The organism is Carnobacterium sp. (assembly GCF_049673005.1).
In the GTDB taxonomy this organism is placed as follows: Bacteria; Bacillota; Bacilli; order Lactobacillales; family Carnobacteriaceae; genus Carnobacterium_A.
In genome coordinates this window covers 22,975-47,664 of the sequence record NZ_JBATXB010000111.1, presented here as the reverse complement: position 1 = coordinate 47,664, position 24,690 = coordinate 22,975, and the positions used below count along the sequence as shown (strand labels likewise).

The 24,690-nt window shown below is 34.0% G+C and carries 19 protein-coding genes and 1 pseudogene; all 20 read left to right on the top strand.

What is annotated here, in order from left to right; translation table 11 throughout:
- Positions 1-39: 39 nt before the first annotated feature.
- The 20 genes and pseudogenes from ybeY to addA all read left to right on the top strand — a co-directional run bounded on the left by ybeY (position 40) and on the right by addA (position 24,625).
- Positions 40-516 carry an rRNA maturation RNase YbeY gene (gene ybeY, locus WBF61_RS08275; protein ID WP_424255563.1) on the top strand — a complete coding sequence of 159 codons (477 nt, stop codon included), beginning with the start codon at positions 40-42 and terminating at the stop codon, positions 514-516.
- Positions 500-895: a diacylglycerol kinase family protein gene (locus WBF61_RS08270; protein ID WP_424255561.1), complete on the top strand. Its 396-nt coding sequence runs from the start codon at positions 500-502 to the stop codon at positions 893-895. Before ybeY ends, WBF61_RS08270 begins: the two co-directional genes overlap by 17 nt.
- A gap of 16 nt (positions 896-911) precedes the next feature.
- Positions 912-1,322, top strand: a complete 411-nt coding sequence (locus WBF61_RS08265) for a cytidine deaminase (RefSeq protein WP_424255559.1) — start codon at positions 912-914, stop codon at positions 1,320-1,322.
- Entirely contained in the window at positions 1,322-2,230 is a 909-nt protein-coding gene (gene era / locus WBF61_RS08260; RefSeq protein ID WP_424255558.1) for a GTPase Era, read from the top strand. The genes WBF61_RS08265 and era overlap by 1 nt, the downstream gene beginning before the upstream one ends.
- 103 nt (positions 2,231-2,333) lie before the next feature.
- Positions 2,334-3,113, top strand: a complete 780-nt coding sequence (recO, locus tag WBF61_RS08255; protein ID WP_424255556.1) for a DNA repair protein RecO — start codon at positions 2,334-2,336, stop codon at positions 3,111-3,113.
- A gap of 317 nt (positions 3,114-3,430) precedes the next feature.
- On the top strand, positions 3,431-4,342 hold the full coding sequence (glyQ, locus tag WBF61_RS08250) for a glycine--tRNA ligase subunit alpha (RefSeq protein WP_424255554.1): 912 nt from the start codon (positions 3,431-3,433) through the stop codon (positions 4,340-4,342).
- A gap of 1 nt (position 4,343) precedes the next feature.
- A complete protein-coding gene (glyS, locus tag WBF61_RS08245) occupies positions 4,344-6,428 on the top strand; it encodes a glycine--tRNA ligase subunit beta (protein ID WP_424255552.1) in 2,085 nt (694 codons plus the stop codon).
- Positions 6,429-6,529: 101 nt separating this feature from the next.
- Positions 6,530-6,631, top strand: a pseudogene (locus WBF61_RS08240) (DUF488 domain-containing protein); the annotation flags it as partial.
- Between the two features lie 133 nt (positions 6,632-6,764).
- On the top strand, positions 6,765-8,480 hold the full coding sequence (locus tag WBF61_RS08235) for an ABC transporter ATP-binding protein (protein ID WP_424255550.1): 1,716 nt from the start codon (positions 6,765-6,767) through the stop codon (positions 8,478-8,480).
- Positions 8,481-8,621: 141 nt separating this feature from the next.
- A complete protein-coding gene (locus tag WBF61_RS08230) occupies positions 8,622-9,143 on the top strand; it encodes a transcription repressor NadR (protein WP_424255549.1) in 522 nt (173 codons plus the stop codon).
- A 118-nt stretch (positions 9,144-9,261) separates the two neighbouring features.
- Complete coding sequence (locus tag WBF61_RS08225; protein ID WP_424255547.1) at positions 9,262-9,831, top strand: hypothetical protein; 570 nt, start codon at positions 9,262-9,264, stop codon at positions 9,829-9,831.
- A gap of 170 nt (positions 9,832-10,001) precedes the next feature.
- Positions 10,002-11,876 carry a DNA primase gene (gene dnaG, locus WBF61_RS08220; protein ID WP_424255546.1) on the top strand — a complete coding sequence of 625 codons (1,875 nt, stop codon included), beginning with the start codon at positions 10,002-10,004 and terminating at the stop codon, positions 11,874-11,876.
- Between the two features lie 44 nt (positions 11,877-11,920).
- Positions 11,921-13,036 carry an RNA polymerase sigma factor RpoD gene (gene rpoD / locus WBF61_RS08215; RefSeq protein ID WP_424255545.1) on the top strand — a complete coding sequence of 372 codons (1,116 nt, stop codon included), beginning with the start codon at positions 11,921-11,923 and terminating at the stop codon, positions 13,034-13,036.
- A 128-nt stretch (positions 13,037-13,164) separates the two neighbouring features.
- Entirely contained in the window at positions 13,165-13,623 is a 459-nt protein-coding gene (locus tag WBF61_RS08210; RefSeq protein WP_424255544.1) for a hypothetical protein, read from the top strand.
- Positions 13,624-13,653: 30 nt separating this feature from the next.
- Positions 13,654-14,361 carry a tRNA (adenine(22)-N(1))-methyltransferase gene (locus WBF61_RS08205; RefSeq protein WP_424255542.1) on the top strand — a complete coding sequence of 236 codons (708 nt, stop codon included), beginning with the start codon at positions 13,654-13,656 and terminating at the stop codon, positions 14,359-14,361.
- Positions 14,358-15,482: a Nif3-like dinuclear metal center hexameric protein gene (locus tag WBF61_RS08200; protein WP_424255540.1), complete on the top strand. Its 1,125-nt coding sequence runs from the start codon at positions 14,358-14,360 to the stop codon at positions 15,480-15,482. Before WBF61_RS08205 ends, WBF61_RS08200 begins: the two co-directional genes overlap by 4 nt.
- Before the next feature lie 45 nt (positions 15,483-15,527).
- Positions 15,528-16,763 carry a peptidase T gene (gene pepT / locus WBF61_RS08195; RefSeq protein WP_424255539.1) on the top strand — a complete coding sequence of 412 codons (1,236 nt, stop codon included), beginning with the start codon at positions 15,528-15,530 and terminating at the stop codon, positions 16,761-16,763.
- Positions 16,763-17,032, top strand: a complete 270-nt coding sequence (locus WBF61_RS08190) for a DUF1294 domain-containing protein (protein ID WP_424255537.1) — start codon at positions 16,763-16,765, stop codon at positions 17,030-17,032. The genes pepT and WBF61_RS08190 overlap by 1 nt, the downstream gene beginning before the upstream one ends.
- A 175-nt stretch (positions 17,033-17,207) precedes the next feature.
- Positions 17,208-20,822, top strand: a complete 3,615-nt coding sequence (locus tag WBF61_RS08185) for a PD-(D/E)XK nuclease family protein (RefSeq protein ID WP_424255535.1) — start codon at positions 17,208-17,210, stop codon at positions 20,820-20,822.
- A complete protein-coding gene (gene addA / locus WBF61_RS08180) occupies positions 20,819-24,625 on the top strand; it encodes a helicase-exonuclease AddAB subunit AddA (protein ID WP_424255533.1) in 3,807 nt (1,268 codons plus the stop codon). The genes WBF61_RS08185 and addA overlap by 4 nt, the downstream gene beginning before the upstream one ends.
- Positions 24,626-24,690: the final 65 nt, after the last annotated feature.

The following is a 24,690-nucleotide window of genomic DNA, read 5'->3' as shown; positions in this document are numbered from 1 at the left end:
TAACGAGTGAGTTTTAATGCATTTAGGAGGATAAGTACCATGGAAATCGATTTATTCGATGAAACAAATAAAATTACTAAAGAACAAAAAGGAATGGTTGAATCAATCTTAGAATTTTCTGGGAATTACATCCATTTAGAAAAAGAGACTGAAATGTCTATATTATTTGTAGACAATGAAAAAATACAAGAGATTAATCGAGAATTTCGTTTTAAAGATCAACCAACAGATGTTATTAGTTTCGCTCTTGAAGATGAGGTTGAAAATGATTTTGTATTAGATATAGCGAGTTTTGAAGGAATAGTAGCTAGAAATATTGGTGATATTGTTATTTCTGTTGATAAAGCAATTGAGCAGGCTAACGAGTATGGACATTCACTCGATCGTGAGCTTGGTTTTCTTGCTCTTCATGGATTTTTACATTTAAATGGATATGATCATATGGAGCTAAACGATGAAAAAGAAATGTTTGGCTTGCAGAAAGAGATACTGGACGCCTATGGCCTGGAAAGATAATAAAGAGGTGTGTAAAAACTCAAGGTTTATCGATTCGTTTAAATATGCGTTCAAAGGAATTCAAACAGTATTTCAAGAAGAGCGGAATATGCGTACTCATCTTATTTTAGGGATTGCTGTATTGCTAATTTCATCTGTTTTAGATTTAACACAAAATGAATGGCTATGGATAATATTAAGTGTTTTTTTAGTTTTAGTCATGGAAATACTAAATACGATTGTTGAAAATGTCGTAGATTTAATAACAAATAACCAATACCATCCCTTAGCCAAAAAAGCTAAAGATATGGCAGCGGCAGCAGTTCTAACGACTGCATTTTTTTCGATTATTACAGCATCTATTATTATCTTACCTAATATTTTAGAACGATTCATTTGAAAAGGAGAATTAAATTATGGAAAACAATGAAAAGATAACACTACAGTTAGTAAAAGAAGCTACAGAAATGTTAAATAATGCCTATGTTCCTTATTCAAAATTTCCAGTAGGAGCATCGCTTGTAACAGATGATGGGACCATCTATAGTGGGTGTAATATTGAAAATGCTTCTTATGGACTAAGCAACTGTGCTGAACGTACAGCTATTTTTAAAGCCGTTTCTGAAGGAAAAAAATCATTCAAAAAACTGGTTGTTACAGGGAAAACAGCTGGTCCGATATCTCCTTGTGGCGCATGTAGACAAGTTATGGTAGAATTTTGTGAACCGGATATGCCGGTATTACTAACAAACATAAATGGAGATAAATATGAAACTACGGTAAAAGAACTTTTACCTGGAGCGTTTCAATCGGAGGATATGGTTTAATGGAGAATAATAGAGAACACACATCAGGATTTGTTTCGATTGTAGGACGTCCAAATGTAGGTAAATCAACTTTGCTTAACAGAGTGGTTGGTCAAAAAATTGCTATCATGAGCGATAAAGCTCAAACAACAAGAAATAAAATTCAAGGTATTTATACAACAGACGATTCACAAATTGTTTTCATTGATACTCCTGGAATTCATAAACCTAAACATCGTTTAGGAGATTTCATGGTAGAATCTGCTTTAAGTAGTTTAAGAGGAGTAGATGTAATTCTTTTTATGGTAAGTGCAGTAGAAAAACGTGGTCCTGGAGATAATTTTATTATTGATAAATTAAAAGAAAGCAATACTCCTGTATTTTTATTGATAAATAAGATTGATGAAATACATCCTGATAAGTTGCTTGAAATTATTGATGATTATCGAACTCAAATGGAGTTTGAACAAATTATTCCAATATCAGCTACCGAAGGGAATAACGTGGAAACATTACTTTCTGAAATTCTTAAGTATTTGCCTGAAGGACCTCAATTTTATCCTGAAGACCAAGTTACAGATCACCCTGAGTACTTCATTGTTTCTGAGTTAATACGCGAAAAAGTATTGCAATTAACACGTGAAGAGGTTCCTCATTCTGTTGCAGTAGTGGTTGAAAGCATGCAAAGAAATGAACTTGGCAAAGTCCAAGTACATGCAGCAATTATTGTTGAACGTTCGAGTCAAAAAGGGATTATTATCGGAAAAGGCGGTAAGATGCTAAAAGATGTTGGGATTCGTGCTCGTCGTGATATCGAGGTCCTATTAGGAGATAAAATTTATTTAGATCTTTGGGTAAAGGTTCAAAAAGATTGGCGTGACCGTCAAACGAATTTACAAGATTTTGGTTACCGCAAAGAAGACTACTAACCTTATTTTTATTCGTATTAAGTAAAATCTCACTTATTTTAGTGAGATTTTCTTTTCTACTTAGATTATGGGGTCTAAAGTTGATCAGGAAGGAGATAGTAGCTTGTCTGAATTACAAGAAACAGAAGGTATTGTTATCTCAGTTCGTAATTATCGAGAAAGCGATAAGCTTGTTAAGATTTTCACATCACGTCTCGGAAAAAGAATGTTTTTCATTAAAGGTTCTAGAAAATCAAACAGTAATTTAAAAGCTGCTATACTCCCTTTTACGATGGCAACTTATATTACAGATATTAAAGATACTGGCCTTGGTTTTATTAGAGATGCTAAGGACTTGGCTCACCTTAATCAATTGCACACAGATATTTTTTTGAATGCATATGCAACTTATATACTTAGCCTAACTGATATTGCTATAGAAGACGGTGTGCCAGATCCAACCTTATTTTATAAGGTGAAACAATTACTATTAGAAATAGATAGCGGCACAGATCCTGAAATACTAGTGAATATCTTTGAAGTGCAAGTTTTACCTTATTTTGGAGTTGCTCCTGAGTGGAGAGGCTGTCGTGAGTGCGGAAAAACAACAGGCTTGTTTGATTATTCTGGGAGTTATGGAGGTTTACTTTGCCAAGCGCATTGGAGCTTGGATAAGCATCGTTATCATGCTAGTCAACGTGCGATTTACTTCTTGCGTTTATTCTCAATTGTTTCAATGGATCATTTAGGGACAATAAAAGTAAAAGACGAAACGAAAAAAGAAATTAGAGTTGTTCTAGATATGATTTATGATGAATCTGTAGGTATAAAACTTAAGAGTAAACGATTTATTGATCAAATGTACCAATGGGGAGATTTATTGATAGATAGAAAACCAGAATAGACTAATTCACTTCATTAATTTTTTTAAAGAAAAGATTGACAAATGTTTCTCTAGAAGGATATGATGGTATTAATAAAATAAACAGCGTAGAAAGAAAGAAGTAGATTTTTAATCATCTTGTTTAGCGATTCTGGGATAGTGGAAGCCAGGACTAGTGAGAAATCGAAAGGCATTCTTGAGCTGTCTAATAAAGATGCTAGTATTTATTACTGGAATTAGGGTGGAACCGCGATGATAAGTCGTCCCTATGTTGATGTTTGTCAACATAGGGACGACTTTTTTTATTTTATATTAAACTATTTGAAGGAGTGTTTTTAATGAAAAAAGAATCGTTAACATTTCAAGAAATCATTTTAACTTTACAAAATTATTGGTCAGATAAAGGTTGTTTACTAATGCAGTCTTACGACACAGAAAAAGGTGCGGGAACGATGAGTCCTTACACATTTCTAAGAGCAATTGGTCCTGAACCATGGAACGCTGCTTATGTTGAACCTTCAAGACGTCCAGGAGATGGACGTTATGGCGAGAATCCAAATCGCTTATTTCAACATCATCAATTCCAAGTAGTTATGAAGCCTTCTCCTGAAAATATTCAAGAACTTTATTTGGATAGTTTGGTTTTATTAGGTATTGATCCTTTAAAACATGATATCCGATTTGTAGAAGACAACTGGGAAAACCCTTCAATGGGTTGTGCTGGTTTAGGTTGGGAAGTATGGCTTGATGGAATGGAAATTACTCAGTTTACTTATTTCCAACAAGTTGGTGGTTTAGAATGTTACCCAGTTACTAGTGAAATAACCTATGGACTAGAACGTTTAGCTTCTTATATTCAAGAAGTAGACAGCGTTTATGATATTCAATGGACTAAAGGAGTAAAGTATGGCGAGATCTTTATTCAACCTGAATATGAACATTCAAAGTATGCGTTTGAATACAGTAACCAAGATTTGTTGCTACAATTATTTGATGATTATGAAAAAGAAGCTACTGTTCAAATTGAAGCAGGCTTAGTTCATCCGGCATATGATTATGTTTTGAAATGTAGTCACACATTTAACTTATTAGATGCACGTGGAGCGGTCTCTGTTACAGAGCGTGCGGGCTATTTAGCACGAATTCGTAAGATGGCAAGAGCAATTGCTCAAGCCTTTGTTACTGAACGAGAAAAATTAGGTTATCCATTGTTAAAAGTGAAAACCAATTCTATTGAGGAGGTAAATTAATATGACTAAAAATTTATTGCTAGAAATTGGCTTAGAAGAAATACCGGCACATATTGTATCACCAAGTAGCCAACAATTAGTTCAAAGAATGAAACAATTTTTAGATGAAAATAGACTGAGTTACGGTGAGGTTTTGCCTTTTTCAACACCCAGAAGACTAGCTGTTATTGTTAAAGAATTGTCTGATAAACAAGCGAATATAGAAGAATCAGCTAAAGGTCCTGCAAAAAAAATTGCGTTAGATGCCCAAGGAAACTGGAGCAAAGCAGCAATGGGATTTGTTCGTGGTCAAAATTTAAGTACGGAGGACATTTATTTTAAAGAAATTAATGGCGTTGAGTATGTTCATGTCGATAAATTTATTGAAGGTCAAGCAGCTAAATCTATTTTAACGGGCTTAGATAAGGTAATTACATCAATGTCCTTTCCTGTAAGCATGAAGTGGGCTGACTACCACTTTAATTACATCCGTCCGATCCACTGGATTACAGCGATGTTAGATGATGAAGTTATTCCATTCTCATTACTGGACATTCATACTTCCAACACTAGTAGAGGTCACCGTTTCCTTGGTGAAAACGTAACATTCGCTACTGCCTTAGACTATGAAAAAGAGTTAGAAAAAGAGTTTGTCATTGCTGATAGCACTAGACGCCAAAGGATGATTGTATCTCAAATTGATACCATTGCAAAAGAGCGTGATTGGTCTGTTTCTGTTGTTCCCGACTTATTAGAAGAAATAACTAATTTAGTCGAATATCCAACCGCTTTTTATGGGGAATACAATCCATCTTACTTGGAAATACCAGAAGAAATCTTAATTACTTCTATGAGAGATCACCAAAGATATGTAGATGTTGCTGACCATGCAGGTAATTTATTGCCTTATTTTATTTCTGTTCGAAATGGAAATGCTGAATACATTGATAATGTAGTTAAAGGGAATGAAAAAGTTTTAACGGCTCGCTTAGAGGATGGATTATTTTTCTATGAGGATGATAAAAAATTAACAATAGAGGAATGTGTAAATCAATTAAAAAACGTAACTTTTCATGAGAAAATCGGTACGGTTTATGAAAAAATGCAACGCGTTCGCTCTTTTGCATCCGTTATCGGCACAACAGTCGGTCTGACAAAAGACCAATTAGCTACCCTTGATCGTGCAGCAGAAATATATAAATTTGATTTAGTCACGAACGTCGTTGGAGAGTTTCCAGAACTTCAAGGAATTATGGGAGAAAAATATGCCTTATTACAGGGCGAGAGCCAAGGGGTTGCGACAGCAATACGGGAGCATTACTTACCTATCTCAAGTGATGGAGAATTACCTGGAAGTTCCATTGGTGCTGTTTTAGCTTTAGCTGATAAATTAGAAAGTATTATGTCCTTCTTTGCCATTGGAAAAATACCAACAGGATCTAATGATCCATTTGCACTAAGACGTCAAGCATATGGAATAGTTCGTATTGTTGAAAATAAAAAATGGTTTTTCCCAATGAATACACTGAGGAAAGATATTTTAGATAAACTATCAACTAATTCAAAATTAGTGATTCCGGATTATGAAAATACAAGCTTAGAGTTAGTTGATTTTATAAAAGCTCGCTTGCAACAATTTATGCGTAAAGAAGAGTTGCGTTATGATATTATTGAAGCATCTTTAAATTCAGACCAAGAAAATGTGATGGATATTTTAGAAGCAAGTCATTCTTTAGAAAAGCACCTGAAAGATGAGTCTTTTAAAGCTACTATAGAATCATTAACACGTGTTTTGAACTTATCAAGAAAAAATAAAGGATCTATTGATTTGTTAAATTATAAGATTGATTCTTCTTTATTTGAAACAGACTCTGAAATTAATTTGGCTACTCAAATTGAGAAAACGAAAAGTGTGTTTTATAAATTAAAAACAGAAGATAAATTTGAGCGATTAGAAAGCTTGCAGCCTTATATAGATGCTTTCTTTGATGAAAACATGGTTATGGCTGATAATGAAAAAGTTCGAAATAATCGTTTGGCTTTGTTAGGGGAAATGGCTATATTTACTCTTTCCTTTGCAAGTATCGATAAATTAGTTGTTAAATAGAAAAATCGAACAAAAATTAAATTTTTGTCCCACTAAAGATATACTTTCTTTAGCGGGATTTTTTTTAATCAACTTTTATTATTTTGATAGGAGGAAGAAATATGCTGAAGAGAAAATCTATTTATGAAGATGTCGAAAAGCACGATTACTTTCGAGTGTTAGTAGATCATATTTGGCCAAGGGGTGTTTCTAAAGAAGAGGCTTAACTTGATGAATGGAAGATAACGCGCTCTTATGAAAAATTAAGCAGTGTAAAATGAAAAGAGAGTCGTTTTACCTTTCATTTACGCTGTTTGTTACTTATAATAGATAAAGGAATGAATAAAGGAGGATTTCATGTTAAAACAATTTTTTGATTATTACCGCCCTTATAAAAGATTATTCTATCTTGATTTTAGTTGTGCTATTTTAGCTGCAACGTTGGAGTTGGCTTTTCCGGTAGTTGTGAATCGTGTAATAAATGAATTACTCCCTACAGGAGATTGGGCGTTGATTGTAACAGTCTCGCTTTTGCTGTTATTTCTATACATGGTAAATACAGTTCTCCAATACATTGTCGTCTATTTTGGTCATACATTAGGAGTAAATATTGAAACGGATATGCGTCGAGAACTTTACACGCACCTTCAAAAACAACCTTTTAGCTACTATGATAATAAAAAGACTGGGAAACTAATGACACGATTGACAACCGATTTATTTGAAATATCAGAGGTTGCACATCATGGACCAGAAGATATTTTTATTACTTTAATAACCTTAATCGGGGCTTTTGGTATTATGTTAACCATTCATGTTAAGTTAGCTTTGGCTACAGTTGTTATGATTCCATTTATTATGATTGCGTTAATCATTTTTAATAAGAAGATGACAGCTGTTAATATAGAAATTTTCCAAAACTTAGGACGATTTAATGCAGGGATTGAAGCTTCTGTCAGCGGTATTCGCGAAGTTCAAGCTTTTGCGAATGAAACATACGAAGCTGGACGTTTTGAAGTGCTAAATCAAACGTATAGGAAATCAAAAATTTTGTTCTATAAAATGATGGGTATTAGTTCTTCGTATAATTACTTTCTCATTCGTTTAATTAATTTATTTGCTTTATTTTTCGGAGCTTTTTATACAATTAGAGGAGAAATCAATTATGGGGACTTTGTTTCATTTATATTGTTAGCAAATATTTTTGTTCGTCCAATTGAAAAAGTGAATACAATGATAGAAAGTTACCCTAAAGGGATTGCGGGATTTAAACGTTTCCGAGAAGAGTTAGGGAAAAAACCGATGATACAAGATAAAGAGGATGCTAGAGTTCTGCCGCTAGTAAAAGGAAATATCGAGTATAAAAATGTTTCATTTTGGTATGACTCATCAAATAAAGTCTTAGATCATATTAATTTATCAGTTACTGCAGGAGAAACGATAGCATTTGTAGGACCTAGTGGAGCAGGTAAGACGACTATTTGCAATTTATTGCCTCGTTTCTATGAAATTAATGCAGGAGATATTTTGATTGACGGAATAAATATTCAAGATGTGACGATGGAATCATTGAGAAAACAAATAGGCATTGTACAACAAGATGTATTCTTATTCCCGGGAAGTCTTCGTGAAAATATCCTATATGGCAAGTTGGATGCGAGTGAAGATGAAGTGAATGAAGCAGTTCGTTTAGCACATTTGGAACAAGTTGTTTTAGAAATGCCTGAAGGATTAGATACAATTATAGGAGAACGTGGTGTTAAGTTATCTGGAGGACAAAAGCAGCGTGTATCTATTGCTCGAATGTTTTTAAAAAATCCAGCCATACTAATATTAGATGAAGCAACATCTGCCTTGGATACTGAAACAGAACAAGCAATCCAAGATTCACTAAATTCTTTGTCTGTTGGAAGAACGACTTTGGTTATAGCTCATCGATTAGCGACGATTAAGCATGCTACAAGGATTATTGTTGTGAATGAAACAGGAATAGCTGAAGAGGGGAGCCATCAAGAACTGATGGCTTTAAACGGATCCTACCGTAGACTTTATGAAGCACAATTTTTAGCTTAACTGGGTATAACATAAAGCACAAAAAAATCGAGCCAAGTGAAGTTAGTAGAAACTTATTTAACCCGTTCATTTAATTACTTATTTAAGAAGCAATAACTTGATAATAGCGTTGTTGCTTCTTAAATTGAAAGGAATGAGAATATGGAGCCTATTACAAGAAGAAATAAAATCGTAGCTGCTTTAAAAAAAAACAAAACACCCGTAAGTGCTTCTGTGCTAGCAAAAAAATTACACGTTAGCCGTCAAATTATCGTTGGCGATATTGCTTTAATTAGAGCTACAGGAATTGATATTACAGCAACACCAAAAGGATATATTCTAACGGTTGAAGAAAGTATAGATGAACGGTATATAAAGAAAATTGCCTGTGCACATAAAGCCGAAGAAACAAAAAAAGAATTATACGCAATAGTGGATAATGGTGGGGAGTTATTAGATGTTATTGTTGAACACCCTATTTATGGTGAATTAAAAGGACAGTTGAATATTAGCTCACGATATGATGCCGATCTTTTCCTTGAAAAAATTAGTAAATCACAAGCCTATTTGTTATCTGCTCTTACACAAGGGATACACCTTCATACAATTGCTTGTAAAGATGAGAGTGTTTTTGAGCGAATTTCTGAACAGTTATCGGCTGAAAGGTTGTTATATCAAGCTTAAATTGGTGTCTGTCAAGCGAAAGTTAAATTGGTGTCTTGACATCTAGTTCAATTCCGATATAATATAGTTGTACAGGTGTCTTGACACCTAAAAATTATACAGAGTTGGAGATGTTCAAATGCAAACAAAAAGTGTCCATAGATTAACCATTTCTGCCTTACTTATAGCAATCGGTATTATGATTCCCATTGTTTCCCCTGTTAAAATTATATTAGAACCTGCTTCTTTCACTTTAGGAAGTCATGTAGCAATATTTATCGCTCTATTTATTTCGCCTGCTATAGCAGTTTTCGTTGCGCTTGGTACGGCTATTGGTTTTATGATTAGTGGATTTCCTTTAGTTGTTGCTTTAAGAGCTTTGACTCACGTGATATTCGCGATAGTGGGAGCATTTTGGGTACAAAAACACCCTAATATGCTTGAAAACCCATTAAAAACTCAACTATTCTCTTTTTTTATCGGCGTGGTTCATGCATTAGCAGAAGTAGCCGTTGTTTCATTTTTCTACTTTGGCGGGAATGTAACAGATACATACTACAATCAAGGATTTATACAATCTGTTTTCTTTATGGTAGGTATTGGTACAATCGTGCATAGCATGGTTGATTTTGGGATTGCTTCTCTGATATGGAAATCTTTAAGTACAAGAAAAAGTTTTATTTCGTCTATTATGAAAGTTAAAAATTAAAGCGAGTCGATAAGTTGTTTACACGTGTTTTTTATGATATAATAAATATTGAATATTTCTGTCTACTGACAATGGATAAACCGAGTCGCACTGATGTATTCAGTGCGACTCTTAATGACTTGTCTAGGTAAGCAGAAAGTACGCTTTATCTGACTGAAGAGGTGAGTGGTTTGGCAACAAGGATTCCTGAAGAAACCGTCAATAAAATCAGAAAAGAAACCAATATTACTGATATTGTCAGTCAATACGTACAACTTAAAAAAAAAGGTAAAAATTTTTTTGGTTTTTGTCCATTTCATGATGAACGAACGCCATCATTTTCTGTAACAGAAGAAAAGCAAATTTTTCATTGCTTTAGTTGCGGGCGAGGTGGAAATGTTTTTTCTTTTTTAATGGAGGTAGATGGCTTAACTTTTCCTGAAGCTGTACTAAAAACAGCTGAACTAAGTCAAATTGAGATTGATGAATCATTAGTTATCGGGGGACAATCAGACTCTCGAAATAAAGACACGAAAAAAGACTTTCTTCTTAAAATTCATGAAGAAAGTCTTGAATTATTCCATCATATCCTATTGCAAACCACTGCGGGCGAGGAAGCTTTAGCTTATTTGTTAGGACGGGGATTAACTCAAGAAACAATCGAAACTTTTGGTATTGGTTTTGCTCCACATGAGCGAACTTTGTTGCAACAATATTTAGTGGGTAAAAAATATCCAGAAGAATTGCTCAAAGAATCAGGCTTATTTATTGAAAAAGAGAATGGAGATATAATTGATCGGTTTTTTAATCGGATAATGTTTCCAATACGCAATCAACAAGGGAAAGTCGTCGGTTTTTCCGGTAGGCTGTTTGAAAAATCAGATTTCGAAACAGGACCTAAATACTTAAACAGTCCCGAAACGTATCTTTTTAACAAACGAAACGTATTATTTAATTTTGATAAAGCTCGACCTGCTATTAGAAGAGAAAAAGAGGTTGTTTTATTTGAAGGTTTTATGGATGTTATTGCTTCTTGGCAAGTAGGAATCCAAAATGGTGTAGCGTCGATGGGAACCAGTCTGACGAATGAACAAATTCTTATGCTTGGAAGAATAACGGATGAAGTTTTAGTTGCTTATGATGGGGATGAAGCGGGTGTTGAAGCTGCAAAAAGGGCAGCTGATTTACTAAGTGAACAATCAGATTTCGATTTGGCTATTTTATCTTTTCCAGAAGGAATGGATCCTGATGACTTTATCAAAGAAAAAGGCGCTACAGCTTTTAAAGAACTTATTTCTCATGGGAGAGATACACTATTCAGCTTTAAGATGAAATATTATCGACGCAATATTAACTTAAAAAATGAAAGTGAGCGGCTTGGATATATAGAGAAGCTGTTGACTGAGATGCTGACAATTACTTCTGCGGTTGAGAGAGAAATGTATATGAAGCAGCTAGCAGCTGAATTTGATATCTCAATAGATTCTTTGAATGAGCAATTTCAAACAAAGTTCTATGAGCAGCAAAAAAAACGCTCTTCTAAAGAACCTAAAAAGATTATTCCTAGTCCTGATATTCGTTCAACAGTTTTTCCTCAAGTACATCACCAGAGAGAAAAATTAAATTCAATCGAAAGAGCGGAACAATTGTTGCTCAATCGATTGTTTCATTTCGAAGAAGTTAGGATCCAAATTAGAAATCTATCAGAAGATTTCCATTTCGTTCATGATGACTACCAAATGTTGTATTTGTATTTTGAAAATTTTCAAGAGCATGCGCAACAAGCATCATCCGATACTTCTACAGAGGCGTTTATTGATTTTGTGAAAGAGCCTAGTTTAAAAAACAAAATCGTAGAAATCGAGTTTCAATCTCTAGGTGTTGAGATCAGTTCGCAAGAGATAAAAGACTATATTGATGTGATATCAAGAAAATCATTGTTGGAAACACAGCTAAAAGAAACAAAAAACGCAATGACTGAGGCTGCTAAAAAAGGCGATCAAGCTCAATTAAGAATATTGATGATTGAGATTGTCAATCTGTCCCGCTTATTAAAAAATGGATAGTATAAAGAATAAAAGTGAGACTGAAAAAGGGGAGGCATTTTTTTATGGCTGAAGAAAAAAAAGTACCAACATTATCTTATAAAGATGCAGTAAAGGCATTTATTAAAGAGTTTAAACCTAGTGGAACGGTTCATTATGATGAGCTAACAAATACATTAGCGACTCCTTACACGCTAGATGCGGATAAAATGGATGCACTTATTCAACAAATTGAAGACAGTGGAATTGGTGTTGTTGGAGATGACGGCGGTCCGACAGTTCGTCAAATGTTAGCTAAAGAGCGTAAAGAAGAAGCTGAGAAACCAGAAGATTTAACTGCTCCTCCTGGGGTTAAAATTAATGATCCCGTCCGCATGTATTTGAAAGAAATAGGGCGAGTGAATCTATTAACAGCTGCTGAAGAAGTTATGCTAGCTAAAAAAATTGAAATAGGCGATCAAGAAGCTAAACAACGTCTAGCAGAAGCTAACTTAAGGTTAGTTGTTAGTATTGCTAAACGTTACGTAGGTCGTGGCATGCAGTTCTTAGACCTGATTCAAGAAGGAAATATGGGTTTAATGAAAGCTGTAGAAAAATTTGATTATACAAAAGGATTCAAATTCTCGACGTATGCTACTTGGTGGATTCGTCAAGCTATAACACGAGCTATCGCTGACCAAGCTCGGACAATTCGTATTCCAGTGCATATGGTTGAAACTATTAATAAATTGATTCGTATTCAACGTCAATTATTACAAGACCTAGGTAGAGAACCTACACCTGAGGAAATCGGTGCCGAAATGGATCTTCCTACAGAAAAAGTACGTGAAATCTTAAAAATTGCTCAAGAACCTGTATCGTTAGAAACTCCAATTGGAGAAGAAGATGATTCACATTTAGGAGATTTTATTGAGGATCATGACGCTACAAGTCCGGCAGAGAATGCAGCTTATGAGTTATTAAAAGAACAACTTGAAGATGTATTAGATACTTTAACAGACCGAGAAGAAAATGTATTGCGTTTGCGTTTTGGTCTTGATGATGGTCGTACTAGAACTCTGGAAGAGGTTGGCAAAGTATTCGGTGTAACTCGCGAACGTATTCGTCAAATTGAAGCTAAAGCTTTACGTAAATTGCGTCATCCAAGTCGTTCAAAACAGTTGAAAGATTTCTTAGAATAAAATTTATAGCTAAACAGCCAAGTTTATGGATATTCCATTTGCTTGGTTTTTTGTTTTACAATAGTAAAGCGCGGTTTCAAAAAAACTGTTATAATAAAAAAGTAGGATAGTTTGAGAGGATGAGATATATGTTATCGTTTGAAGAAAAGAAAGCTCTATTTGTGGAGTATAAAGAATTAACACCCGTTCCTGTTTCGATGAATAGGATCAATTATCATTTTGAAAGTAGTGCAGTTGATAAAACGGTTATTGTCCGTTTTCTCCATCAAAATGGAAATGCACTTATTTATGCAGGATATTTACCTAAAGAAGAAACTAAAAATGGGTATATTTCAGTTCTAGATGCTAATGAAAATGAAATTAAACGTCTGCTTGATAAAGCAATAGATTTTTTGAAAAAGACCACTGATGGTTACGAAGAAGGCTATTCTGAATTGTGGTTTGATCATAATGGAGATGTTTTACGTTTAGTATATGATAATCCAATGTGGTCAGTTAATTTACCAGACGGGAAAATGGAAGCTATCTTTAAAACAAAAGAAGCTGCAGAGGGCTATTTACTAGATGAAGCTTTCTTTAAAAATTAATTTTATAATGAAAGAAGTGACAAGAAGTTAATGAAGCTAAAACAATTATCGTTACGCTTAGAAAGGGCAGCTAGTTATGTGCCAGAAGGATCTAGGTTAGCAGATATCGGATCAGATCATGCTTATCTACCTTGTGTTCTTGCGGCGGAGGGCAAGATTGAATTTGCGGTCGCTGGCGAAATTATTGAAGGACCTTTTAAAATTGCTGAAAATCAAATTAAACGATTAAATTTGCAAAATGAGGTACACGTTCGATTAGGAGATGGATTAGAAGTTATCAATCCGGACTTAGATAATATTTCAGCAATTTCAATTTGTGGTATGGGTGGAGTCTTAATTGCAACAATTTTAGATGAAGGCTATCAAATGGGAAAATTAACCGGGAAAGAAAGACTTATTTTACAACCAAATAAAGATGAAATAGAATTAAGAACGTGGTTAATTGAACACGGCTATCAAGTAATAGCGGAAGAACTAGTTGAAGAAAACACTAAAATATATGAAATCATGATTGCCGAAAAGTCTAATGAAGAGTGCATTTCTTTTTCAGAGAAAGATCTTTCTTTTGGTTTTTATTTAAGAAAAGAATTAGCACCATTATTTATTAAAAAGTGGACAGGTGAATTAGCAAAAAATAAAATAATACTCGCAGACTTACCTAAATCTTCTACAGATCAGTCCGATAAAATACAAGAATTTAAAATTAAAATTGCTGCTATTGAGGAGTTGTTGAAATGAAAGACATCAAAGGGTACGATTTAATTCGAAAATTTGAAGAATTTGCACCAACATACTTAGCTGAAGAAGGCGATCCTGTTGGTTTAGCTATTGGGACTCTGAATAAACCAATAAAAAAAGTACTTGTAACATTAGATGTTCGTCCAGAAGTTGTCAAAGAAGCCATTTTAGAAAAAGTAGATTTAATTATTGCTCATCATCCACCAATTTTTCGTCCCACTAGAAATCTTGTAACGGACGATCCGCAAATCAATATGTATGCTGATTTATTAAAAAATGACATCGCTGTTTATGCAGCTCATACGAACCTTGATGTGGCCACTAATGGTATGAATGCTTGGTTAGCGAAAGCAATTAACCTTAAAGATACGGAAATCATGACCGTGACAAAAAAAGAAAAGTATAAAAAGTTAGTTGTCTTTGTCCCAATTTCGCATAAAGACAGTATGATTGAGTCATTAACTCAAGCAGGCGCAGGAGAAATTGGACCTAACTATAAAGATTGCACATATACCGTTGAAGGAACTGGAAGTTTTACGCCAGTTAATCAAGCCAATCCTCATATTGGGAAACTGAATAAAATAGAAGAAGTTAAAGAAGCTCGCATTGAAGTGCTATTTCCTGAAAAATTAACATCGGAAATTGAGAAAGCTTTATTTACCGCTCACCCATATGAAGAACCAGTTTATGACGTTTATACAATAGATAATTACGTAGATGTCTACGGACTAGGACGTGTTGGTAATTTAGAAAAAGCAATTTCAATTGAAGATTTTGCAGAAAAAATAAAACATACTTTTGGTGTTTCTGGCTTACGTTATATTGCAAAAGATCCTTCTCAAATGATTCAACGCATTGCTATTTGTGGAGGAGATGCTGGGAAGTTTTATCCAGATGCTATTAATAAAGGTGCGCAAGTGTACATTACTGGAGATGTTTATTACCATGCAGGACATGATATGCTTGCATCAGGGTTAAGCGTTATCGATCCTGGACACCATATCGAAAGTATTTGTAAAGATGAACTGGTCAAATTATTTACTGGTTGGAGTAAAGAAATGAACTGGAATCTAGACATTATTCCATCTAAATTAAACACCGATCCCTATCGTTTTATTTAACCATTTAAAAAAAATTAAAACTAACTGATAAAAAGGAGTTTTTTTATGTATACAAATTTAGTTCCTCGTTTTGTTCGTTATATCCAAACTGAAACTCGTTCTGATGAAACAAGTACAACTGTTCCATCAACACTTTCACAAGTGTCTTTTGCTAAAACTTTGATGACTGAATTAGCTGAAATTGGGTTAAGTGATGTTTCTTACAACGAAAAAAATGGATATGTGACAGCTACATTGCCATCTAATATGGATAAAGAAGTTCCAACAATTGGTTTTATTGCTCATATGGATACAGCTGATTTTAATGCTGAGAATGTTAACCCACAATTCCATGAAAACTATGATGGAGAGACCATTATTTTAGATGAAGCAAAAAATATCGTTTTATCTCCACAAGATTTCCCTAATTTAAAAAATTATATTGGCAAAACGTTGATTACTACTGACGGTTCTACTTTGTTAGGAGCTGACGATAAAGCCGGTATTGCTGAAATTATGACTGCAATGGAAATTTTAGCAGCTGATCCAACGATTAAACATGGTACAGTACGCGTTGCTTTTGGTCCGGATGAAGAAATCGGAATTGGAGCTAATTTATTTGATGTTGAAGAGTTTAATGCTGATTTTGCTTACACAATGGATGGTGGTCCTGTAGGCGAATTAGAATACGAAAGCTTTAATGCAGCTTCAGCAATTGTAAATATCCAAGGAGTAAACGTTCACCCAGGAACGGCGAAAGATACAATGATTAATGCCTTGAAAATAGCGTTTGCTTTTGATGCAGCACTACCTCAAGATGAAGTTCCTGAAAAAACAAGTGGTAGAGAGGGTTTTTATCATTTAGTGGGTATGAGTGGAGAAGTAGAAGAGGCTCGAATGGACTACATCATTCGTGACCATGATCGTGCTAAATTTGAAGAACGAAAAGCATTTGTACAACAAATTGCGAAAAATTTAAACAACCAGCTCGGAGCAGAACGGATTACAGTTGATTTAAAAGATTCGTACTATAATATGGGTGAAATCATCGAAAAAGATATGACTGTTATTGAACTAGCTGAGCAAGCGATGAAAAATCTAGACATCAACCCAATCATTGAACCGATTAGAGGCGGAACGGACGGATCTAAAATTTCATTTATGGGATTACCTACACCAAACATATTCGCAGGTGGAGAGAATTTCCACGGCCGTTATGAATTTGTTGCAGTAGAAAGTATGCAGAGAGCTACAGATGTCATTGTTGAAATTATTTCTTTAAATGGAAGAAAAGCTAAGTAATGTTTCTTTATTTATTAGGTTACGCATTTGCTACAAACGGATATTTATTTATTTTAATGGGCATTGATAAAAAGAAAGCTCAACAACATAAATGGCGCATTCCTGATAAAAGACTGCTACTTCTAGGCATGGTAGGCGGAGGCCTTGGAGGTCTAATTGGAATGTATGTGTTTAGACATAAAACGAGAGAAGTTAAATTCAAATTAGTTTATTCTTTAGGAACAGCCTTAATGGCTAGTGTTTTTCTTTATTTTTTATATCTTAATTGATTTATCCTTTTTTATTCAATCATAAGCACTTCAAAAATTAGATTTAAAAACCTAACTTTTGAAGTGTTTTTGTTATACTTAGTTATAAAATACGTGATAATGACTTTTTTTAGAAATAGATTCATTAAAGGATTTTCTGAAGAACACAAATAAATTTAGATGAGGTGAACGCACTATGGGTTTACAGTTTATTTTAGGCCGAGCTAACCGTGACAAAAGAGGATTTATGCTAGATGAAATAGCTGGAATATTAGCCACAAACAAAGAAGCAAAAGTATTTTATTTAGTTCCAGATCATATTAAATTTGAAGCTGAAATGACTGTCCTTGAAAAAATTGGAGAACTTCCTCCATTTAATAAGAATAAGATGATGGGTATGATGAATCTTCAAGTTTTTAGTTTTAATCGCTTAGCTTGGTATTGGCTTCAAGATACCGATACTTTTATTAAACCTCAATTAACATCATCGGGATTATCGATGCTTGTCCGTAAGTTACTGATGGATTATGAAGAACAATTAGTTATTTATCGTGGAGAAGTAAGAAAATCAGGTTTCGTTCAGCAATTAACAGAATTATTCTTAGAGTTAAGGACAGGCCGAATTACTCAAGATGACTTAGTTGTGTTGGTTAATCATTTAGGATCAAGTCCACAAGAAGTTGATTTTCAATTAAAACTAAAGGATATTTCTTTGTTGTATCAAGCTTTTGATGCTGCTTTAACTGGAAAATATATTGAAACAGAGGATATTTTGACAGCTTTTATCAAAAAACTACAAGAAATAGATCTTTCAGACACCACTATTTATATTGAAAGCTACTTTCGATTTACTGCTCAAGAGCAAGCGTTAATTCAAGCTTTGCTGCACTCAGCTAAAAAAGTCACCATTTCTTTGACACTAGATAAAGGATACCCTAACGCTAAACCAGAAATGCATGAATTATTTCAAGCAGCCGGAGAAACGTATTATAAATTATATCAATTAGCTCGTTCTGAAAATATTCCTATTGCTCCTGATCGTATCATTAAACAAGTTAATGCTACTTATTGTGAAGAATTAAATCAGTTAGAAAATTTTTGGGTGGAATCGAATAAATTAAGCCCTGTTGATTTTAGTCTTAAAAAACAACAAATTCCAATGGATGATTGTATTGAAATTTGGGCAGCGGAAGACAAACAAGCAGAAGTAGCCCACGTGGCGAAAGAAATTCGAAAAATGATTAAAAGTGAGCGATATCGATACAAAGATATTTTAATTTTGACTCGAAATATCAATGATTATTTAACTATTTTAGAACCAGTTTTTTCAGAAAATGGAATTGAGACGTTTATCGATAGCGCTGACTTAATGAACCAACACCCGTTGGTTGAATTTATTGACGCCTTATTAACAATCAAGTGGAAAAATTGGCGTTATCCTGATGTTATGCGCTTATTGCGGACAGAATTATTTGTTCCGCAACTTTCAGAAGATTTACCAGTTGATAGAAAGTCACGAATTCAGGCGATTCAAAGTCAAGTGAATGAATTTCGGAATAAAATTGATGTTACTGAAAATGTTGTTTTGGCATATGGCTATGAAGGATTCCAATGGACGATGAAAGATCCTTGGCACTATACTAAATTTTATTATGAGGATACTGATTTTCAATCTGATTCAGATCAATTAATTGAAAAAATAGCTAATCAAGTTAGATTTTTATTAAAAGATAACTTATTGCTTTTCTTTACTCAATTGGAAAAAGCTAAAACAGGAGCAGATGCTGCGAAAATAATGTACCTCTTTTTAGAAAAAATGGGTGTAGATAAGCAATTAACTTTTTGGAGAGATCAAGCCATTGAAAAAAATGATCTAGAGACGGCTAAAAAACATGAACAGATTTGGTCGGTTCTTTTGCAACTATTAGATGAGTACGTAGAAGTTTTAGGAGAACAAGATTTTGAAATGGAGAGTTTTCAAGCTATCTTAGCTGCTGGTTTTGAAAATGCTTCGTATAGTATTGTGCCTCCTAATATCGACCAGGTCATTTTTTCTGGCCTTGAAGGAACTCGTATTGGAACAGCAAAAGCAACATTTTTACTAGGTATGACAGATGTTCATTTACCTGCTAAAAGTGAAAATAAAAGTATGTTAACAAATGAAGATCGTTCTTTTTTTGCAGCATTTTTAGATTCCGGAAAATATTTAAAGCCTTCAACAGAAGTATTAATGGCATCTGAACCCTTTATTGCCTATAATGCCTTTTTAGATTCCTCAGAAAAGCTTATTTTTTCCTACCCGCTGAGTACGGATTCTAAAGAAGCTTCAAAATTATCTCCTTATGTGGATCGAATAGCCAAAGAATTTTCTCTTCCTATTCAATTCAAAGGAGCAGAAATTAGTTCACTAGAACACCCTACTCAAAGAGAAACATTAAGCTTTGTTGGAACGAAAAAAAGCACCATGAGTCAACTATTATTGATTCTTCGTAAGGAACAAGACCAAAAAGGACAGTTATCTCCTTTTTGGACAGGCATTTACCATTACTTTAAACGAGATAAATATTTAGCACCTGTTTTTCACCATTTGTTAACAAGCTTAGTGAAAAAAAATATTCCCCATCCACTAAAAAGTGAAATTGCTACAGATTTATACGGAAAAGATTTGTACTTATCCGTTTCTCGTTTAGAAACCTTTTATGCGGATCCGTTTAATCATTTCTTACAATATGGACTTAGGTTAAAAGAGCGAGACAGATTCGGTTTGTCACCTGCTGGAACTGGAGAATTTTTTCACGATGCTTTAGACCAGCTCTTTAAATCTTTATTAACCAGAGATTTAACTTTAGCTAATTTGGATTCTCAAACAGTTGAACTCATTACAGATGAAGTTCTAGCAGTTTTATTTAAGAAACCCAAATTCTCTATTTTATCCGCTTCTAACCGTATGAAATTTATCCGCAGTCAATTAAGCCAAACCATTAAAAGAATGGTGTGGGCACTGGGCAATCAGAGTAGGAGAACAAATATGAAGACCGTTCAAACAGAAGTGCTGTTTGGTCAGTTAGTAAATCAAAAGGGCATTGAAGGTCTATCCTTTCCTTTGAAAAATGGTGGCAACTTATTTATAAGAGGTAAAATTGACCGGGTTGATTCGTTAAAAGTAGATAATCAACACTATCTTAGTGTGGTTGATTACAAATCAAGTGCACATAAATTTAATTATTTTGAAGCTTATTATGGCTTAGCTATGCAAATGATTACGTATCTAGACACGGCTTTATTAAACGCTATTGAATTAATTGGAAATCCAGCGAAACCAGCAGGAGCCTTTTACGTTCATGTAAAAAATCCGTTTATAAAGAATACACAGGTAAGAAATGAAGAAGAACGGGCACTAGAATTTTTAAAAGAATTCAAACTAGATGGGTTACTTTTGGAAGATGAAGAACTGTTACTGGCATTAGATCATACGATTGAACCAACAACAACTTCAATGGTGTATCCATTTAAGCAACTAAAAAACGAATCATTAAAGTCAAGTAAATTTGTAACACTAGAAGAAATGGCTGCATTAAGAATGCACAATCAAAAATTAATCTTAGATGCTGGAAATGCGATTACAGAAGGGGTTACAACTCTTTATCCTTTCTATGAAAAAAGACAACACATCTCTACTGTTAGCGGTGAATTTAAAGCCGTTTCTCAATTTGACTACATGTTACCTGAAAATAACTACCGAAGAGAAGAAAAATTGACACGAGAAGATATCCTTAAACTAATTTTAGAAGAAAAGGAGGGAAATGAATGAGTCAATTGCCGATTAAACCTTTGAACAGCCGATTTACAGATGGCCAATGGCAATCTATTTATGAGTCAGGGCACAATATTTTGGTCTCTGCTTCAGCTGGATCTGGTAAAACAACGGTTTTGGTCCAACGAGTTATTGAAAAAATAAAAGCTGGTGTCAATGTTGACGAATTATTGATTGTTACCTATACAGAAGCTGCAGCTAAAGAAATGAAAGAACGAATAAAAAAAGCAATTCAACAAGCGGTTACTAGCGAAGGAAATACAGAACAAAAGCAACACTTAGTCAGACAAATGAGTCTCTTATCGCAAGCATCTATTAGTACCTTACATGCTTTTTGTTTACAAGTTATCCGCCGTTATTATTATTTAATTGACCTAGATCCCGTTTTTAGATTATTGACAGATGAAACAGAAATCATCCTTTTAAAAGAAGCTGTTTGGGAAGAGGTTAGGGAAATTCTTTACGGTGATGAAACAAGTTCATTTATTGACTTGGCACGTGCGTATTCTAACGACCGTAGCGATGAAGGAATGACAGATCTTATTTTTTCACTCTATGAGTTTTCTAGAGCCAACCCTGATCCAGAGTATTGGTTAGCAAATTTATCCGATCTGTATAATACAAATATTAATTCTTTTTCACAAGGAACGTTATATCAAAAATTAATAAAGCCACAACTTTCTGATAGTTTAATTGGATTAGTTGAACTAGATTTAGCAGCGGCTAAAATTGGAGAAGGTGCTGAGGAGTTAGAAAAGCAAGTTGGAATTGTTGCTCTTGAAGCCAACCATTATAAAGAAGTCCTTACTCTTATTCAAAATGACTTGTACCAAGAAGCCTATCAAGTAGTGCAATCCTTTGAGTTCATTCGATGGAAAGCCGTAAAGAAATCAGCTGATGATAGCTTAAAAGAAGTGGGCATTGAGATGAAGGCGTTGCGAGACCAAGCAAAGAAAAGTTATGTGGAAATGAAAGAAGAATACTTTAATACACCTTTAGAAGAACAGATGGCTATTCTATCAAAAGCTGTGCCACTAGTTCGAGAAATGGCTCGAGTAACGATTATTTTTACTCAAGCCTATCGTGAAAGAAAAAATGAACGGAATTTATTAGATTTCAATGATTTAGAACATCTTACTTTGCAAATTTTAGCTAAAAATGAAGAACAAAAGTGGACACCTACAGAAGCTTCTACTCATTATAGAGAGAAGTTCAAAGAAGTAATGATTGATGAATACCAAGATATTAATAAATTACAAGAAAGTATTATGCATTGGTTAACTCAAGATCATACTAGAGAAGGCAATTTATTTATGGTAGGGGATGTAAAACAATCCATTTATTCTTTTAGATTGGCAGATCCTGGTTTGTTTTTAGAAAAATATGAAGAATATGGTGGAAATAATGGTGGAGAACGGATTATTTTAGCTGAAAACTTTCGTTCACGTGGTGAAATTTTACAATTCACAAATTTAATTTTTGAGCAATTAATGGATAAAAGCGTTGGACAAATGAATTATGATGAACCTGCTAAATTAATTCAAGGATTTAATGGGTTCCCTGAAACAAATCAACACGCCACGGAGATCCTTATTTATGAAAAAGGAAAAGAATTACTATCTGGCACAGATGATGAGTCAGAACGAGAGTCGCTAGATTTCGATATGCAAATAGAAGATAAGACTCAGGGCGAATTGTTGATGGTTGGACAAAAAATTCAACAACTGGTTCAAGAAAAATTCCCAATTTATGATAAAAAATTAAAAAGCAATCGTCCTATTCGGTATCAAGATATCGTCTTATTAACACCCACCAAAAAGAATAATTTAGTTTTACTTGAATTGTTTAACCGTTTGTCGATTCCCTTACAAGTAAACGATACCCAAAATTATTTTCAAACAACAGAAATTACTATTATGGTGTCTTTGTTAAAAATAATTGATAATCCTTATCAAGATATTCCTTTAGCTGCCGTCTTACGTTCTCCAATTGTTGGGTTAAATGAGAATGAATTGGCTTCTATTCGGATTAGTAAAAAAACAGGAGACTACTATGAGGCACTCAAGCAATTCTATACGTCTTATCCAGGTGAAGATAAAGCTAGTGCATTTACAACACAGTTATTTTCTAAAATTGATTTGTTCTTAACACGTTTAAGCAACTGGCGAGAGGAAGCGAGAAGAAACCATTTGGTCGAATTGATCTGGTCTATCTATAAGGATACTCAATTCCTTGATTATGTAGGTGGTATGAGTTCCGGACGTCAACGCAAGGCAAATCTTCATGCACTGTACGAAAGGGCAGCAAGCTATGAAAAAACAAGTTTTAAAGGACTTTTTCAATTTGTCCGTTTTATTGAAAAAATGCAAGAAAAAGACAAAGATTTAGCAGAACCGAAAGCGATTGCTGCAGATGAAGATGCCGTACGTGTGATGACCATACATGCAAGTAAGGGATTAGAATTCCCAGTTGTTTTTGTTTTAGATTTGACTAAACAATTTAATTTACAAGATATTAAAAAAAGCTATTTATTTAATGAAGATTATGGTGTTGGAACAGAATACAAAGATCAAGAAAGTCGCATTCGTTACCCATCTTTACCAAATACAGCATTGAAAGTTGAACGGAAATCAAAGTTGTTGTCAGAAGAAATGCGGAAATTATATGTAGCCTTAACACGTGCGGAGGAGAAACTTTTTTTAATCGGTTCTTACAAAGACGAAGAATCTGCTTATAAAGAGTGGGGAATAATAGCAAATCACGAAGCGACTGTTTTACCTAATGCCGATCGTCTGAATGCAACTAGTTTAATGAAATGGATTGGACTTTCACTGATGAGGCATTCAGATGGAGCAAATGATTTTATTTCCATAACATCTCATAACGGATACATTAAAAATCATCCGGCTAAATTTTCTATCCATTTTTATAACGAAAGTATGATTCAAGAACAATTGATTCAAGAAAATAACGATACAGATGAAAACTGGATTGAAAAACTAGACGAGTCTGTCTCTAAAAATGACCTAGTTATTGAAGAACAACTGCTATTAGATGAAGCGCTGGCTTTAATGGATTACTCTTACCGCTACGAAAAATCAACTCACACCACGAGTTACCAATCTGTTTCAGAAATTAAACGGTTATTCGAAGAACCAGAAGATGAGTTGATGGTAAAAATAGATGTCAATCAACCACGAAATCAAAATCGTTATGTTGAAGATAAATTGAGGCGTCCAAGATTTATGGCTGAAATGACCGCCCCTACAAGTGCAGAAATCGGAACAGCGACCCATTTAGTGATGCAATCTATTAATCTTTTTTCACCTGTTACGCTTGTTTCTGTTATAGAATTAATAACCGATTTAGTCAACCGTGGGATGTTACAAGCAGAAGTAGCTGAAAAAATCGAAGCAGATAAAGTTGTCGGTTTTTTTGAAAATACATTAGGCCAATTGTTATTATCCCACCCTCAACACGTTAAAAGAGAAGCTCCTTTTTCATTATTAATAAAAGCTGACAGAATATTTACAGATTTAGATCCCACTGCTGAAGATAACGTCTTAATTCACGGAATCATAGACGGATATCTAGAGTATGAAGATGAGGTTATTTTATTTGATTATAAGACAGACCAAGTAGATCGATATGGATTTGCAACTGGTGAGAAAATGTTGGAAAAATATAGAGGTCAAATGAATTTATATAAAAAAGCTCTAGAAATCACTTTGAATAAGCCTGTTACAAAAGTATATTTATGTTTATTAGCAAACAATAAATTGGTTTTAGTAACAGAATAAAAAATAATGGAAAGCCTGTTTATTTCGTATGTTCTTAATAGATATGAATTAAACAGGCTTTTTTA

Excerpts from the sequence above, each read along its gene's own strand:
- ybeY (WP_424255563.1), top strand. The coding sequence starts at position 40 with ATGGAAATCGATTTATTCGATGAAACAAATAAAATTACTAAAGAACAA.
- WBF61_RS08270 (WP_424255561.1), top strand. The coding sequence starts at position 500 with ATGGCCTGGAAAGATAATAAAGAGGTGTGTAAAAACTCAAGGTTTATC.
- WBF61_RS08265 (WP_424255559.1), top strand. The coding sequence starts at position 912 with ATGGAAAACAATGAAAAGATAACACTACAGTTAGTAAAAGAAGCTACA.
- era (WP_424255558.1), top strand. The coding sequence starts at position 1,322 with ATGGAGAATAATAGAGAACACACATCAGGATTTGTTTCGATTGTAGGA.
- glyQ (WP_424255554.1), top strand. The coding sequence starts at position 3,431 with ATGAAAAAAGAATCGTTAACATTTCAAGAAATCATTTTAACTTTACAA.
- glyS (WP_424255552.1), top strand. The coding sequence starts at position 4,344 with ATGACTAAAAATTTATTGCTAGAAATTGGCTTAGAAGAAATACCGGCA.
- WBF61_RS08235 (WP_424255550.1), top strand. The coding sequence starts at position 6,765 with ATGTTAAAACAATTTTTTGATTATTACCGCCCTTATAAAAGATTATTC.
- WBF61_RS08230 (WP_424255549.1), top strand. The coding sequence starts at position 8,622 with ATGGAGCCTATTACAAGAAGAAATAAAATCGTAGCTGCTTTAAAAAAA.
- WBF61_RS08225 (WP_424255547.1), top strand. The coding sequence starts at position 9,262 with ATGCAAACAAAAAGTGTCCATAGATTAACCATTTCTGCCTTACTTATA.
- rpoD (WP_424255545.1), top strand. The coding sequence starts at position 11,921 with ATGGCTGAAGAAAAAAAAGTACCAACATTATCTTATAAAGATGCAGTA.
- WBF61_RS08210 (WP_424255544.1), top strand. The coding sequence starts at position 13,165 with ATGTTATCGTTTGAAGAAAAGAAAGCTCTATTTGTGGAGTATAAAGAA.
- WBF61_RS08205 (WP_424255542.1), top strand. The coding sequence starts at position 13,654 with ATGAAGCTAAAACAATTATCGTTACGCTTAGAAAGGGCAGCTAGTTAT.
- WBF61_RS08200 (WP_424255540.1), top strand. The coding sequence starts at position 14,358 with ATGAAAGACATCAAAGGGTACGATTTAATTCGAAAATTTGAAGAATTT.
- pepT (WP_424255539.1), top strand. The coding sequence starts at position 15,528 with ATGTATACAAATTTAGTTCCTCGTTTTGTTCGTTATATCCAAACTGAA.
- WBF61_RS08190 (WP_424255537.1), top strand. The coding sequence starts at position 16,763 with ATGTTTCTTTATTTATTAGGTTACGCATTTGCTACAAACGGATATTTA.
- WBF61_RS08185 (WP_424255535.1), top strand. The coding sequence starts at position 17,208 with ATGGGTTTACAGTTTATTTTAGGCCGAGCTAACCGTGACAAAAGAGGA.
- addA (WP_424255533.1), top strand. The coding sequence starts at position 20,819 with ATGAGTCAATTGCCGATTAAACCTTTGAACAGCCGATTTACAGATGGC.